This is a genomic window from Lacrimispora sp. (assembly GCF_032078915.1).
GTDB lineage: Bacteria > Bacillota > Clostridia > Lachnospirales > Lachnospiraceae > Lacrimispora.
Window position 1 is genome coordinate 45,396 of sequence record NZ_DAMAUN010000031.1, and the last position, 15,514, is coordinate 60,909.

15 protein-coding genes and 1 tRNA gene are annotated in these 15,514 nt (G+C 43.3%); 15 read left to right on the forward strand and 1 reads right to left on the reverse strand.

The features are described from left to right. The first annotated feature begins 2 nt into the window (after nt 1-2). The 11 genes from RT269_RS13735 to RT269_RS13785 all read left to right on the forward strand — a co-directional run bounded on the left by RT269_RS13735 (nt 3) and on the right by RT269_RS13785 (nt 12,209). A complete protein-coding gene (locus tag RT269_RS13735; protein WP_313183385.1) occupies nt 3-1,997 on the forward strand; it encodes an alpha-amylase family protein in 1,995 nt (664 codons plus the stop codon). 244 nt (nt 1,998-2,241) lie between these two features. Beyond that, the gene (locus RT269_RS13740; RefSeq protein ID WP_313183387.1) at nt 2,242-3,048 is read left to right on the forward strand and encodes an IclR family transcriptional regulator; all 807 of its coding nucleotides are present in this window, start codon (nt 2,242-2,244) and stop codon (nt 3,046-3,048) included. A gap of 16 nt (nt 3,049-3,064) precedes the next feature. Continuing rightward, nucleotides 3,065-3,886 (forward strand): alpha/beta fold hydrolase, encoded by an 822-nt coding sequence (locus RT269_RS13745; RefSeq protein ID WP_313183388.1) that lies wholly within the window; start codon nt 3,065-3,067, stop codon nt 3,884-3,886. Nucleotides 3,887-3,898: 12 nt separating this feature from the next. After that, nucleotides 3,899-4,678: a 2-keto-4-pentenoate hydratase gene (locus tag RT269_RS13750; RefSeq protein ID WP_313183390.1), complete on the forward strand. Its 780-nt coding sequence runs from the start codon at nt 3,899-3,901 to the stop codon at nt 4,676-4,678. A 13-nt stretch (nt 4,679-4,691) separates the two neighbouring features. Then, the gene (locus RT269_RS13755; RefSeq protein WP_288830620.1) at nt 4,692-5,567 is read left to right on the forward strand and encodes an acetaldehyde dehydrogenase (acetylating); all 876 of its coding nucleotides are present in this window, start codon (nt 4,692-4,694) and stop codon (nt 5,565-5,567) included. Nucleotide 5,568: 1 nt separating this feature from the next. After that, on the forward strand, nt 5,569-6,582 hold the full coding sequence (dmpG, locus tag RT269_RS13760; RefSeq protein WP_313183391.1) for a 4-hydroxy-2-oxovalerate aldolase: 1,014 nt from the start codon (nt 5,569-5,571) through the stop codon (nt 6,580-6,582). A gap of 13 nt (nt 6,583-6,595) precedes the next feature. Beyond that, nucleotides 6,596-6,883, forward strand: coding sequence for a 2Fe-2S iron-sulfur cluster-binding protein (locus RT269_RS13765; RefSeq protein WP_313183393.1), 288 nt, complete (start codon nt 6,596-6,598; stop codon nt 6,881-6,883). Between the two features lie 32 nt (nt 6,884-6,915). Beyond that, the gene (locus RT269_RS13770) at nt 6,916-7,842 is read left to right on the forward strand and encodes a catechol 2,3-dioxygenase (protein ID WP_313152630.1); all 927 of its coding nucleotides are present in this window, start codon (nt 6,916-6,918) and stop codon (nt 7,840-7,842) included. A gap of 159 nt (nt 7,843-8,001) precedes the next feature. Next, nucleotides 8,002-9,972 (forward strand): methyl-accepting chemotaxis protein, encoded by a 1,971-nt coding sequence (locus RT269_RS13775; RefSeq protein WP_313183394.1) that lies wholly within the window; start codon nt 8,002-8,004, stop codon nt 9,970-9,972. A 307-nt stretch (nt 9,973-10,279) separates the two neighbouring features. Continuing rightward, a complete protein-coding gene (locus RT269_RS13780) occupies nt 10,280-11,566 on the forward strand; it encodes an acyl-CoA thioesterase/bile acid-CoA:amino acid N-acyltransferase family protein (RefSeq protein WP_313183395.1) in 1,287 nt (428 codons plus the stop codon). Between the two features lie 79 nt (nt 11,567-11,645). Continuing rightward, nucleotides 11,646-12,209: a MarR family winged helix-turn-helix transcriptional regulator gene (locus RT269_RS13785; RefSeq protein WP_313183396.1), complete on the forward strand. Its 564-nt coding sequence runs from the start codon at nt 11,646-11,648 to the stop codon at nt 12,207-12,209. Nucleotides 12,210-12,344: 135 nt separating this feature from the next. On the opposite strand, the gene RT269_RS13790 is transcribed toward RT269_RS13785, so the two are convergent. After that, nucleotides 12,345-12,737: a desulfoferrodoxin family protein gene (locus RT269_RS13790; protein ID WP_313183398.1), complete on the reverse strand. Its 393-nt coding sequence runs from the start codon at nt 12,735-12,737 to the stop codon at nt 12,345-12,347. A 198-nt stretch (nt 12,738-12,935) separates the two neighbouring features. Here RT269_RS13790 and RT269_RS13795 point away from each other — a divergent pair, with 198 nt between their 5' ends. The 4 genes from RT269_RS13795 (at nt 12,936) to RT269_RS13810 (ending at nt 15,513) form a co-directional block, all read left to right on the forward strand. Beyond that, nucleotides 12,936-13,871, forward strand: coding sequence for a DUF1848 domain-containing protein (locus tag RT269_RS13795; protein WP_313183400.1), 936 nt, complete (start codon nt 12,936-12,938; stop codon nt 13,869-13,871). A 62-nt stretch (nt 13,872-13,933) separates the two neighbouring features. Further along, on the forward strand, nt 13,934-14,815 hold the full coding sequence (locus tag RT269_RS13800; RefSeq protein WP_313183402.1) for an MBL fold metallo-hydrolase: 882 nt from the start codon (nt 13,934-13,936) through the stop codon (nt 14,813-14,815). A 12-nt stretch (nt 14,816-14,827) separates the two neighbouring features. Then, nucleotides 14,828-15,340, forward strand: a complete 513-nt coding sequence (locus RT269_RS13805) for a cysteine hydrolase family protein (RefSeq protein WP_313183404.1) — start codon at nt 14,828-14,830, stop codon at nt 15,338-15,340. 100 nt (nt 15,341-15,440) lie between these two features. Beyond that, nucleotides 15,441-15,513: transfer RNA gene (locus tag RT269_RS13810), tRNA-Phe, on the forward strand. Nucleotide 15,514: the final 1 nt, after the last annotated feature.

Sequence of the window (15,514 nt, forward strand, 5' to 3'; positions counted from 1 at the left end):
CAATGAACGATTTAAGATTCAGACAGGTTCATCTGGATTTTCACACCAGTGAATATATACCAGAGGTCGGAACAGATTTTAATGGGGAAGAATTTGCCAAAAGACTTGAAAAAGCCAATGTGGATTCCATAACCTGCTTTGCAAGATGTCATCATGGATGGCTGTATTATCCATCCAGAAAACATGCAGACCTCATCCATCCCGGCCTTACCAATCATAATCTGTTAATAGACCAGATTAAGGCCTGCCATGACAGGGGGATCAAAGTGCCGGTTTATACTACGGTACAATGGGACGGCCGCATTATGCGGGAACATCCGGAATGGCTTTCCGTCGATGAGCAGGGGAATTATATCAATACCCAGAATGTGGAAGAGCCTCATTTTTATCATACAATTTGTTTAAACAGCGGTTATCGTAAATTTTTTATAGAGCACCTCCATGATATTATGGATGTGGTAGGAGCGGAAAACATTGACGGATTCTTTATGGACATTTTATTTCAGGTCGATTGCTGCTGTGACCATTGTAAAAAGAAAATGGAGGATCTTCATCTGGACAGCAGGAATAAAGCGGTTAGATTAAAGTATTCTCTGCAGATGTTAGAGGAATTTAAAACAGAAATCACAGCAGTTATTAAAGAGAGAGCTCCTGAAGCCTCTGTTTTCTATAACAGCTCCCATGTAGGGCCGGCATCTAAGGATAATTTTAAGGAGTACAGCCATCTGGAATTGGAATCCCTGCCAAGCGGAGGATGGGGCTATGACCATTTTCCTGCTACCAGCAGATATGCGCGAACCCTGGGAATGGACATGATAGGGATGACCGGAAAATTCCATACTTACTGGGGGGATTTCCATTCCTTAAAGAATCAGGCGGCCCTTGAGCTTGAATGCTTTAACATGCTGGCTATGGGGGCAGGCTGTTCCATCGGAGACCAGCTTCATCCAAGAGGCCGGTTATCGGAAGGGGCCTATGACCTGATTGGAAAGGTATATAAGAGTGTCAGGGAAAAGGAGCCTTACTGCAGGGGGGCGAAGCCGGTTTCGGAGATAGCAGTCCTTACACCGGAAGAATTCTATCCTGAGGGAGAATATAACCTGGGAATCTCTCCTTCTTTAATAGGAGCAGTCAGAATGCTTCAGGAGCTTTCTATTCAGTTTGATGTTATAGACAGTAAGACGCCAATGGATTCCTATCCGTTAATTATTTTACCGGATTGTATTTATTACAATGAAGAGCTGGAAAAAGTGATGAAGAACTATATTGCCAATGGCGGTAGAGTAATCGGTTCTTATGATTCCTGCCTTAACAAATACAGCAAAGATAATATATACGGTATTACATGGAAAGAAGAATCACCGTATTACAGGGAATTTGTGATGCCGAATCAGGTCATTGGAAAAGATTTATATAAAGAAGAGTACGTCATGTACTTAAGAGGGCATAACGTGGATGCAAACGGCGGGGAGGTTTTAATGGATAAAATAGAACCTTATTTTGACCGTTCCGGAAAAACCTTCTGCTCTCACCAGCATGCACCTTCTTCCGGGAAGGTTGGATATCCGGAAGTGATCCGAAATGGCAATGTAATTTATTTTGCGCACCCCATCTTTAAACTGTACCGGAAAAATGCCGCCAATTGGTGCAAGCTAATGCTAAAGGATGCGGTTGCGTTATGCCTGGAACATCAATTAGTGAGTCATAATGGACCCTCTACTATGACAACAGCTTTAAATCATCAGGAACAAGAGAAACGGGATATTCTCCATATCCTTCATTACATTACAGAAAAACGATCTGAGGATATCTTTACGGTAGAAGATGTTATCCCCCTGTATGGTGTGGAATTTAAAATATATACAGGTAATAAGCAGCCGGCAGCCGTTGCACTGGTACCGGGAGAAGCGGTCGTTCCTTTCGTAAGAGACGGACAATACATTACCTTCCGGTTAGATAAAATAGAAGGACATTGTATGGTAAGCATTCAATATTAATTCAGATGCCCCTTTTTGCGTCAGACGCAGAAAGGGGCATTTCTGTTTTCTTGTACAGTAATTAAATTATTACACCTTGTTCTCCATTTGGGAACAAATTTACTCCATATGGGAACAATGATATTGATTTCTATTTTTATTATATGTTAATATGTACACATCAAACAATACAAGGATGCGAAAAGTGAATAAAAGAAGCAAAATGAACAAAAATACATTCTATTTTTATGAGTGAGGTGATTCATTGGAATTTTTAGAAAGTATACAGCAAAACGGGAAACCCTCCCATGTGCAATCTGTAGGCAGAGCATTGCTGTTAATTGAGCTGCTGGCCTATGAAAACAGGGAGATGTCACTTACTGAAATCTCCAAAATTCTGGGCTGGCCTAAAAGTACAGTGCACGGTATGATCTCCACACTAAGGGATTACCACTATATAGATCAGTCTAGCCTCACCGGAGGTTACAAGCTGGGAATTCATTTGTTTGAACTGGGCAATGCCGTTAAGAGATCCTGGGATATCAGTAAGGTTGCAAAAGAATATCTGGTACGGTTAAATTCCAAACTGGACGAAATGGTTCAACTGGCAGTAGAAAGTGACGGAGAGGTGTTATATCTGGATAAGCTGGATTCAAAGCGCATGTTGAGAATCGTTTCAGATGTGGGGATCAGGCTTCCGATGCATTGTAGCGGACTTGGAAAGGTTCTGCTGGCATACAAACCGGAAGTGGAAGTAAAGCGTATCATGAACCAAAAAGGTATGAAATCAATGACTTCCCGTACGATTGTCACTTTACCGGATCTGCGAAAGGAGCTGGAAAAGATCAGAGGTAAAGGTTATGGGATTGATGATCAGGAAATTATGGAAGGGCTGAGATGTGTTGCGGCTCCTATCTTTGATTCCAATGGCCAGGTTTTATATGCGGTCAGCGTATCAGGGCTTTATTACAACATGAGAGGACAGCATTTGGAAGATGTGATTATTGAAGTGAAAAAAGCAGCTCAGGACATTTCCTATGAGATGGGATATAGAGAATCAAAAATAAAATAATAAAAGGAGTGGAAGTATGAATCAGAGACCAGAAATTGCAAATTCAATTAAAACCGGGAGTTATAACACAAATTATCATGATATTGGTGCAGGAAGAACCATCATAATGCTTCATGGATCAGGCCCGGGTGTCTCCGCCTGGGCGAACTGGAATAAAGTATTTCCTCTGTTATCCCCCAAATACCGGGTGCTGGCACCGGATATGGTTGGTTTTGGCTATACGGACCGCCCTGAGGGGATTGTATATGGAATGGATATCTGGGTGAAGCAGACCATTGACTTTATGGATGCACTTCATGTTGAAAAGGCCGACCTGATTGGAAATTCATTTGGCGGGGCGCTTGCACTTGCCATGGCAGTGAAATATCCGGAACGTGTCAATAAGCTGATCCTGATGGGAAGTATGGGAGTAAGCTTCCCGTTGACTTACGGACTTGACCGTGTGTGGGGGTATACCCCGTCCTTTGAAAATATGAAAGAGCTTTTAGATATTTTTGCCTATAACCGCAATATCGTTAACGACGACCTTGCGCAGATGCGTTATGAATCCAGTATGCAGCCGGGATTCCAGGAAAGTTTTTCAGCTATGTTTCCGGCTCCCCGTCAACAGGGTGTGGAAGGAATGGCTTCCAATGAGGTCTACATACGCAGTATCAAAAACGAAACACTGATCATTCACGGAAGAGAGGATCGGGTAATTCCAGTTGAAACTTCCCTGAAATTAATGAATTTAATTGAGAACGCACAGCTTCATATATTTGGAAAGTGCGGTCATTGGACACAGATTGAACGGACGCAGGAATTTTCTGATCTGGTAGATAACTTCTTAAAAGAGTAAGGGAGGGCAGCGATGGCAGAAAATAAAATAAAATTATTTGCGGATATGCTTTATGAGTCTGCAAATAGAAAGGAGTCCATATCTCCGCTGACTGAACTGGATCCGGGTTTAAGTGTGGACGATGCTTATGCCATTCAGCTATGCAATGTAGAGCGTATGGTGGAGGAAGGCCGGATTATATCAGGAAAGAAGATAGGGCTCACATCTGAGGGAATTCAAAAACAGTTGGGGGTAAATGAACCAGACTACGGACATTTATTTAAAAATATGGATTGCACGGATGGCAAAGTAAAGACCTCTGACTTTCTTCAGCCTAAGATAGAGCCGGAGATCGCATTTGTATTAAAGGAAGATCTTTTTGGAAGAGGGGTTACGGCAGAGGATGTGATGAGGGCCACGGATTATGTGACGGGCGCCTTTGAAATCGTAGACAGCCGTATAAAAGACTGGAAAATTAAATTGGCGGACACCATATCAGACAATGCATCTTCCGGCTGCTATGTATTAGGTACGGCCAGATTGTCACTGGAAGAAGTGAATTTGCCTGAAGTTACAATGAAGTTATTTAAAAATGGTGTTTTGGTGAGTGAGGGCAGTGGCGGGGCAGTTTTGGGTGATCCATGTAAAGCTGTTGCCTGGCTTGCAAACCGGCTCTGGTTTTACGGGGTGAAACTAAAGAGAGGGGAAGTCATCTTATCAGGTGCATTTTCAGCAGCGCCGGAAGCCGCTGCCGGAGATAAATTTGAAGTAAGGTTTTCGGATTTTGGGTCAGTGAAAGCGGAATTCATATGAGGGGGGAATGCATTTGGGAAAAGTAAAAGCAGCGGTTATAGGACCTGGAAATATCGGAAGTGATCTGATGTATAAAATTTTTCGGAGCAGCCATATGGAAATGGCTTTGATGACCGGCATTGTGGAATCAGAGGGGATTAAGCGGGCTGCCGCCCATGGAGTCGATGTATCGACTCAGGGAATTGACGCGGTAATAGCAAGGGATGACATTAAAATCGTGTTTGATGCCACAAGTGCAAATGCACATTTCAAACATGCACCATTGTTAAAGGAAGCAGGTAAAATAGCCATTGATTTGACTCCGGCAGCAGTAGGACCTTACTGCGTGCCAAGTGTCAATTTAAAACAACTGGAAAATTCAATGAATATTAATATGGTAACCTGCGGAGGGCAGGCTACTATCCCGATTATTCATGCAATAGAGCGTGTCGCAGGAGCGGAATATGCCGAAATAGTTGCGTGCATTTCCTCAAAAAGTGCCGGGCCGGGAACGAGAGCCAATATGGATGAGTTTACGGAGACTACCAGGAAAGGCATTGAGGCCATTGGCGGAGCAGATTTAGGAAAAGCGATTATAGTCTTAAATCCTGCGGAGCCGCCGCTGATGATGACGGATACCATTATGGTCCGGATTAAGGATAAGGGGGCTGCAATAGAAGATATTACGGCATCCATTCAGAAAATGGTGGATGAGCTTGTGCAATACGTGCCTGGTTATAAGCTGCGCGTTCCGCCGGTACTGGAAGGAGATAAGGTAACAACCATTGTACAGATCGAGGGACAGGGGGATTTCCTGCCCAAGTATTCTGGAAACTTAGACATTATCAATGCTGCGGCTGTGGCCGCCGGTGAGAGAATCGCTGAGAAATTGTTAAAGGGAGGTGCATAGCATGGAAAAACGAAAGGTTCAGATCGTTGATACGACCATGAGAGATGGAAGCCATGCAATGCGGCACAGCTATACTGTGGATCAGGTGAAACGAATCGCTAAAGCACTTGATGAAAGTAAGGTCCCTTTTATTGAGGTCACTCACGGTGACGGGCTGGGGGGCTCCAGTTATACCTATGGTTTTTCCAAGACCGATGAATTTGAACTTTTAGAGGCGGCTGGCGAAGTTATAACGAACAGTAAATTAACTGTGCTGTTGCTGCCGGGTATAGGCACCATTGAGGACCTAAAGAGTGCTAACAGGCATGGAGCGAAGGTAGTTAGAGTCGCCACCCACGTAACGGAGGGGGATGTAAGTGCCCAGCATATCAAAGCGGCAAAGGAATTGGACATGATGGCAGTTGGTTTCCTGATGATGTGCCATATGGCTCCGCCGGAAGTGATTGCCGGGGAAGCGAAAAAGATGGAGAGTTATGGAGCGGATTACATTAATCTTGCGGACTCAGCCGGTTATCTTACTCCCCGGGAAGTAGTAAAAAGAATCGAAGCGGTAAAAGAAGCGGTTAAAATTCCGGTTGGATTCCATGCTCACAACAATTTAGGCATGGCTGTGGCTAATTCATTGGCAGCGGTAGAAGCAGGAGCCTCTTACATAGATGCCACGGTCTGCGGACTGGGTGCCGGTGCCGGAAATACTCAAATTGAAGTGCTGGCAGCCGTTTTGCAGCGGGAGTCATTTGAAACAGGACTTGATTTATATGGACTTATGGATCTGGCAAAGGACGTTGTAAAGCCATTGATGCTAAGACCGCAGGAGATCGATACAGGGTCACTGATGTTAGGCTATACCGGTGTTTATTCCAGCTTTTTATTGCATGTTTATCATGCGGCTGAAAAGTATCACATTGAGCCGAGGGATATTTTGATGGAACTGGGAAAGCGGAAGATGGTCGGAGGCCAGGAAGATATGATCATTGATGTGGCTTATCAGCTTAAAAGGTCCGCAGGCCGGTAAAGGAAGTTTCTATATGAATAATACTTATAGGGTTGAAGTATTGGAAGACTGCGTGGCATTTACCTGTCATGAAGATGAAAAAATATTAGAAGCAATGAAGCGTGCAGGCACAGGACCTTTCAAATACGGCTGCTTTGGGGGCGGCTGCGGAGTTTGTAAGATGAAGATCGTGAGCGGTGATTATAAAGTGGTTAAAAATATGAGCCGTGCACATGTCTCCAAAGAAGAGGAGGAACAAGGCATTGTATTGGTTTGCTGTGTAGTTCCGGCCGGTGATCTTATCATCTCAAAACAAATGTAATTTAAAAATATTAAGAATGAGGAGGTATTTGTATGTCATTAAGTGGAGTTCTCAGACCAGGTTTAATCCAGCTTAGAGTTTTGGATTTGGATGCGACATTAAGGCACTATACTCAGATGTTAGGTCTCAATGAGGTATGCAGAACAGAAGACGGCAGAGTATGCTTAAAAGGCTATGATGAATTTGACCATCATTCTGTTGTTTTGCGCCTGGCAGATACGGCAGGATTTGATTTTGCAGCATTTAAAGTGGAATCGGAAGAATTGCTGGAAAAGCTGGAGAAAAAGGTTGAAGCGTTTGGTTATAAAGTGGATCATGTTCCTGCTGATTCAGATCAGCCGGGTTTTGGACGCAGGATTGGATTTACAATCAGCACGGGTCATCGTTTAGAACTATATTCAGAGGTTGAAAAAGCAGAGCAGATACCGGAAATTATCAATCCCCACATTTGGGTAGATCCGCCAAGAGGTATGAGGTGCCAGAGATTTGATCATATGCTTTTATATGGGCCGAATATCGCAGAGGCAGAGCGTTTCTGTACGGAGGTGCTGGGAATGTATGTTCCTGAGATCTGCAATACGCCTGACGGAAAACGTCTTGCAAGCTGGATTACCGGTTCGAATAAACCCCATGACTTAGCCTTTGTTGAATTTGATCAGCCAGGTAAAATCCATCATGTTGGCTTTTTGCTCCAGGATTGGTGTGACGTGGGAAATGCGGCTGATTGGATGGCACGTTATTCCATCAAGCATGATGTTGGTCCAACACGTCATGCGATCACACGCGGACAGACCATTTACTTTTGGGATCCGTCAGGAAACCGTAACGAAGTATATTCAGGCGGCTACACAGCCTATCCGGATCATCCGCAGCGCCGCTGGGATGCCGGGGAATTAGGAAAAGGATTATTTTACTATGAGGGTGAGATGATTCCAAGCTTCTTGTCAATTATCACCTGATAAAATTGAAGCCGTATCTAATATGTAAAAAGTTGTCTAAATAAATGTAAAACTTTAGTAAAATTCATATAGTTATCTGAAAATTAGCCGATATACCCATTAGGCCGCTATAAATTGTACTGGCAGAGAGGCAAACTGGATATCGGAGGATAACGTAATATGAAAAGGAAATACAAAGGTATAAAAAAAGAACTGGTAACATTCACCATTGGATGTATCATCTGTATTGTATTTGTACTGTCCATAGGCTCCATTTATCAGACCTATCATACGACCCGGAAATCACTGGCCAAGAGTTTAAAGGAAACATCGGAACTGGTTTCCGAAAAAATAACTCAGAAGCTGGAAGAGTATTCCATCATATCCGAGTCAATTGCCCTTTACATGAAGGGAAATGTGCAAAAAGGAGGCAACATCAATATATTTTTACGGATCTCATGTTCCCAGTACGGCCTTAATAACATCGATATCATTTCGTCCGACGGAACCTCTGTTGTCAATGGGAAATCCTATGAGCAGGACAATACATACCTGCAGGCAAAAAGCGGAACTCCCTTTTTATCCGATCCGATCCTTCATAAGAATTCTGCCTCCTTTGAATATGCATACCCCTATGATGATCTGGTGATCATGATTGAGTTCCCTTATTCTGTTTTCCAGGAGATGATTGGGGACACAAAGCTTGGGGATACCGGAAGCACTTATATCTTGAACCGGGAAGGCACGAAAGTAGCCCACGAGGATTTTTCTCTGGTATTATCCCAGCAAAATGATGCAGAGTCTGCAAAAACCAGTCAAGCTGCCTATGGAGAGATTGCAAAGCTGGAAGCTGCAATGGTAAACGGCGAAACCGGCTTCGGATTCTATCGTTGGAACGGAGAAAACCGGTTCGGTTCCTATACCCCTGTGGCTAACACCAATGGCTGGTCGGTGAATGTGACCGCTTCAGAATCTGAATTTATGTCCGGTGTTGTAACCTCTATGTTAAATGCCGTTATTTTGGGAGCTGTCTCTCTGATACTTGCGGTTTTCGTCATGCTTCGGATCACGGACCGGATAACAAAACCCATTGGGCAGGTGGTAAATTCCATTGACCAGTTATCTGCCGGGGATTTGAGCATTGATCTGCATATGGAACGCAGTGATGAAATAGGAGTGATCGGAGAAAAGGTCAATGAAATGGCAGGAAAGTACCGGGATATCATCCACGATATATCCCGGTTTTTACAGGAGGTTTCTTATGGGAACCTGACGGTCCAAAGTAATTGTGAATATCCAGGGGAATTTAATGGCATACGAAATTCCATGGAGATGATCGCTTCCCGTTTAAATGATACCATATTAAATATCCGTTCCTCCGCCGAGGAGGTCAATTCCGGAGCCGGACAGGTTTCCGGCGCTTCCCAGGCGCTTGCGTCCGGAGCCGCCGTGCAGGCAGCAACGGTGGAGGAATTAAATGCTTCCATTGTAAATGTTTCGGAAATGGCAGGAAAGAATTCGGATCATGTACGGAAGGCTTCCAATTATGTAAAGCAATCCGGAGCAAGGGTCAGCGCAGGGAACCGGCATATGCAGAGCCTTCATTCGGCTATGGAAGAGGTAAGCTTATCTTCTGAAAAAATATCCGGTATCACAAAAATGATTGAGGATATCGCATTTCAAACCAACATTCTGGCTTTAAACGCCGCTGTTGAAGCAGCCCGGGCCGGAAGTGCGGGTCAAGGGTTTGCGGTGGTTGCAGGAGAGGTCCGGAACTTATCAGCCAGATCTGCTGATGCGGCAAAACAGACTGCCCAGCTGATCGGGAATACGGTAAAAGCGGTTTCAGAGGGAAAAAGACAGACGGCTGAGACGGCAGGAATCCTTCAGGAGATCGCCGGTAAATCCATTCTTGTAGAACAGGTAATGGAAGAAATTGAATCGGACTCATTGGAACAGGCCAAGGCTATGGAGCAGATCCTGGAAGGACTGTCCCAGGTATCTGCCGTGGTGCAGTCCAATGCAGCAGCAGCGGAGGAAAGCTCGGCTTCCAGTGAAGAACTGGAGGCTCAGGCCCAGGCTTTGAGGCAGGAGGTTGCAAAGTTCCAACTGTTTGAGGAAACTGTTTCTCACAAAGTAACTGAAAATTAAAAAATTAATCCTGATTAACAATCCTCCAGTAGGGATGTTTACAAAAAGGATAATTGTTAAGCATGAAAGCCTAACGATTACCGGTGAATTGTAAATAATCTTTATTAGAGGATTTGTTTTATAGAAAATAAAACCCAATCACAGCATTATCCCGCTTGCCCCTCTTGGATAATTATTGGAAAATAAATTATAGTCAATATATTGACTATAATAAAAACTTAGACTATACTAATACATAGTAAATATATTGACTATGTATTGGAGATGAGAGGTTTAAAGCTTTCCCATCTAATAAGGAGAGACAAACATGAAGATTACCATTGAGCAGCAAGAAGCATTTGTAGATGAAAGAGTACGTATCAAGGTTACCGGTTTAACTCCGAACAGTCAGCTGAGGGCGGACATGAAGATGGAACTGCCGTGGTGCAGCGGCGAGGAATTTTCATCTTATGCTGTCTTTGATGTGAACAATACAGGTGGAGTTGATTTTGATCAAGCGAAACCGGTAGAGGGCACCTACAGAGCCGCGGACAGTATGGGCCTCATCTATTCTTTAAGGAAGTCAAAGTCGGCCGGGAAAAATATAGCAGAAAACATAAGCATAGAAAAACCGATCCTCATGAATCTGGTGTTGGAAACTTCTTCAGAACAGAGGGAAATTCAGCTTGTAAGAAGTTTCAAGGCAAAAGACCTTATGATAAAACCAATCAACGACGGTTTTATAGGGAAACTATTCTACCGGAAAGATTCCTGTGACGAAACGATTTTAATGCTTGGTGGATCCGATGGTCAGATGGAAGGCCTGGCCTTAATGGCCGGCCCGCTGGCATCCAGAGGATTCAATGTTCTGATTGTACCCTATTTCGGCGTTGAAGGACTGCCGGAAAGATTAGAAGAAGTTCATTTGGAATACTTTGAGAAAATTTTCCACTGGTTGGCAAGCAATGAAATAACCAAAGCGAAAGAAATTTACCTTCATGGTACATCGAAAGGCGGCGAATTAGCGCTTTTACTCGCATCGTATTTTCCACAGATTAAGAAAGTGGCCGCAGTGGAACCGCACACCTACTGCTTTCAGGCATTAGACGGAATGATGAGCGGCAAAAATATTTCGTCCTGGTCCTATCAGGGAAAATCCATACCATTCATCAAAGTGGATAATAATATCTTTTTTGAGGATCAGAAAAAGGCTGTTAGCGAAGGAGTGCCGTTTGGATTTGCCAGTACTTATAAAAAGAGCGTTGAAAGAGCAGTCAACAAAGAAGAAGCCAGAATAAAAATAGAGAATTCTGAAGCTGACATTCTGCTGATCTGCGGTGAAAATGATAACATCTGGAACAGTTACGACGCCTGTACAGATATATTGCAAGTTCTGAAGCGTCATAATTATAAGCATTCTGTACGGCTTTTGTCCTATGAAAGCATGGGGCATCCTATGCCGGTTCCCTTTGTGATTCCAATTAGCTTTACCCTCGAAATGCCCATGAACGGCGGCATATTTACTTCTGGCGGAACGGTTGAGGGAAATACAAAGGGACAGTATGATTCGTTTCGAGAAACTATTAAATTTTTTAAGAAACGGTATGAACGTTGATAATTGATTCAATTCGTTGTATACTAAAAGGCAATAAATTGACGATACATTAGAATTTTCGATAAGGATGGTTTCAGCAGTGGACTATAATAAGGAATTACATCTATTACATTTAATGCAGCAGGTTTATTCCAGCTTGATTTCTGTTTCCAATAAACTTCAGACAACAGGAGACAAATACTGTGTTCCTTTGACTTCCAGGCAATACATGACGGTACTGGCCATGCTTCATTTACCCGAGGAAGAGACTACGATTGTCAATATTGCCAATAAATTAGGGGCTACGAAGCAAAACGTTACGCAACTGATCGGAAGCCTTGAAAAGAAGGGCCTGGTTGCGATCGTCCCAAGCAAAAAGGATAGAAGGGCAGTTAATGTACGACTGACAGATTTAGGTCTTGAAACGATGGTAAATTGCGGCAGCAATATGACGGTTGATTTTATGGCCGATGTTTTTAATGGATTTGGCGAGAAAGAGCTGGAAACATTGTGGAATTTACTCATCAGATTGTATCGCTTTGATGGTGCAGAGATGGATGGTTTTGAAGACGACGTTGAAGTTCCTAATACGTTTAGCGACGATGAAATTCGGCTTGCCCTTGAACGATTCTCGTTAAGGCGGAGAAATCAGCCATTATCGTGATAAAAACGAATTCAATTGTATGCTTATGGGAAGGTTGAGGGCATAGGAATCGCCGCAGGATTATGAATCCTGCGGCGATATTGTAAACAGAGAATGCATCTTTCTTGGAGTGTGCTTTAGGGAATTCTTTTTTCGTCACGCCTCTGTTTTCCAGAATCCGTGAAGATTGCAGTAGGCGAAAGCGGCTTTTGGAGAATCGCCATTCTCCAGAGTAAAGCAGGCCACCGGTTCACAGTCAGGGCTTAAGCTTACTCTCATGATACTTCCTGCCGTTGTCTGTAGACAGACCCAGGAAATGTTGTGTTCTTCGGTCATGGGATGGAACGTGCTGCCCACCTTTACAGTCACATGATTTCCTTCTGTCTCAATGACCGGAACATGTTTTTCCATGGCACCGTCCGAAGTATTAGGCTCCAATATTTCAAAAGGCTTCAAGCTGTCCGGAAGCGCGGCATTGGGAGTACCGGAGATGGCTTCCAGAATGACGTTATGATTTTTGTCAGTTAAAAATACAGGTTCAATTTTCATGGGGATCCTCCAGTTGTAGATGATGATAGAAAGCGGCTTCACTTCATATATCAGAATTCCCAGTTAATAGGCAAAACATTATGCCAACTTATTCCAGGCAGATGCCATATTTGAAGTTCTTAAATAAGTTAAAGAGGTTGAAGAGGGCGCACGGAAGGCTTATAATGGTTTTACTAAGACGAAACAGGAGCAATAAATATGATACTCAGTGTCAGCAGACGGACTGATATCCCACAATTTTATTCGGATTGGTTTTTTGACAGGTTGAAGGAAGGGTACCTTTATGTAAAAAATCCCATGAACAGCCATCAGATCAGCCGGATCGCTCTCTCTCCGGAGCAGGTGGAGCTTATGGTATTCTGGACGAAAAATCCGGAGCCTATGATGGAACGAATCCGGGAGCTTCAAAGCATCCCTTTCTATATCCAATTTACATTGACGGGATATGGAAATGATGTTGAGCCTGGACTGCCGGATAAAAGACATTTGATCGATATTTTCCGGGAAACGGCAGAAAAGGTGGGAAAAAGCCGTATGGTCTGGCGGTATGATCCCATATTCCTTAACAGCCGTTACAGGGAGGAATACCATTTGCGGGCCTTTGAAGAAATCGCCAGAGGTGTATGTGGTTCTGCGGAAAAAGTAGTGATCAGTTTTCTGGACAAGTATGGAAAGACAGAACGTAACATGAAGGGAATCCCGGTAGAAGAATTGGATGAAGAGGGGATGAAAAGGCTGGGCAAAGGACTGGCTGCGATTGCAGGTACTCACGGACTCAGGATTGAAGCATGTGCGGAAAAAGCTGATTTAAGTTCTGCGGGTATTTCACGAGGAAGCTGCATTGACCCTGCTATGACGGAATACTTAATAGGCGGTCCGGTATGCCGGAGGAAAGATAAAAATCAAAGAATAGAATGTGGATGCATGGAAAGCGTCGAGGTGGGAACTTATGACACCTGCCTGGCTGGGTGTAAGTATTGCTATGCCAATGACAGTGTGGAGGCAGTGAAAAGGAGACGCACATTATACGATGAACATAGCCTGCTGCTTTGCGGAAGAGTGGAAGAAGGAGACAGGATTTCGGAGCGGAAAGGAAGGTCTGTCCGGAAGGACCCGACGCTTCCTTTCCTGTGAGATCATTATCATCATTAAAACTACAGTTTTCAAAAGGATTTCTACTATTGGAGGTTTCCCAAATGTATGAGTTAAATCAGGTCAGCACAAATAGTTATTATGTTCAAAGCCCGGCAAAGATTGGTATTGTTAAGCTTAACGATACGGATGTATGCCTTATTGACAGCGGAAGCGACAAGGATGCCGGGCGGAAGGTCAGGCAGATACTGGATGCTAACGGCTGGCGTCTGACAGCAATTTATAATACCCACTCAAATGCCGATCATATCGGAGGCAATAAATATTTGCAGAATCAAACCGGCTGCAAGGTTTATGCCCCTGGTATTGAATGCGACTTTACGAACCATACCATCCTTGAGCCGTCTTTCCTGTATGGCGGGTTTCCGCCAAAGGATTTAAGGCACAAATTCCTGATGGCCCAGGAAAGCAATGCAGAATATCTTACAGAGCAGGTCCTTCCAAAGGGTATGAGTATGATTCCTCTTCCCGGTCATTTTTTTGATATGGTGGGTTTTAGAGATATGGATGACGTCGTTTACTTGGCAGACTGCCTGTCGAGCAAAGAAACACTGGAAAAATACCAGATCGGGTTTATTTATGATGTATCCGCTTACCTTGACACCTTGGAAATGGTAAAGACCCTGAAAGCGAAGGTTTTCATCCCTGCCCACGCAGAAGCAACCGATGATATCGCCCCGCTTGCTCAGATTAATATGAATAAGGTACATGAAATAGCAGATAAGATACTTGAAATTTGTAAAGAGCCGATTATCTTTGAAAAGGTTTTACAGCAGCTTTTCAATGACTATGGTCTGGTAATGAATTTTGAGCAGTATGTACTCGTTGGCAGTACTGTCCGCTCATATCTTTCCTGGTTAAGAGATACCGGGCGAATTGAAGTGATTTTCGAAAATGGACAGCTGCTCTGGAAAACAATAGAATAAGGGGGGATTTAAATGGTACTGTTAGTAATAGATACACAGGATATGATTGTTACAAATGAACTTTTTCAATATGAAACATTTGTAAATAACATGAAACAATTAATTCGTTTAGCAAGAACCAAGGGCATAGAGATTATTTACGTTCGTCACGATGATGGTTTTGAGTTGACTAAGGGTGTAAAAGGATTTGAAATATTTGAACAATTTGCTCCAATGAATGAGGAAAAAATATTTGATAAACATGTTAATAGTGCATTTAGGGATACGGGATTATTAGAATACCTGCGCTCTAAAAACGAAAATACCATCATGATCACAGGTTTGCAAACCGATTACTGCATAGATGCAACAATAAAGTGCGGCTTTGAACATGGATTTAAAATCTTTGTTCCGGCTTATTGCAATACAACTGTTGATAATGAGTATATGACGGCGGAACAATCCTACAAATATTATAATGAAAAAATGTGGAATTCCAGATATTCAAGGTGTGTAAGTTTTGATCAGGCATGTGAGATGTTTTAATGATTTTACTGAGAATTATGTTTTTTTGACATAATTTAGAAAACTTGTCTTGACAAGAAGGAAGAAATCTTGTAAAATTGTTCATGTTGCAGGTGGTTATGCCCAGATAGCTCAGTTGGTAGAGCAGAGGACTGAAAATCCTCGTGTCGCTGGTTCGATTCCGGCTTTGGGCAT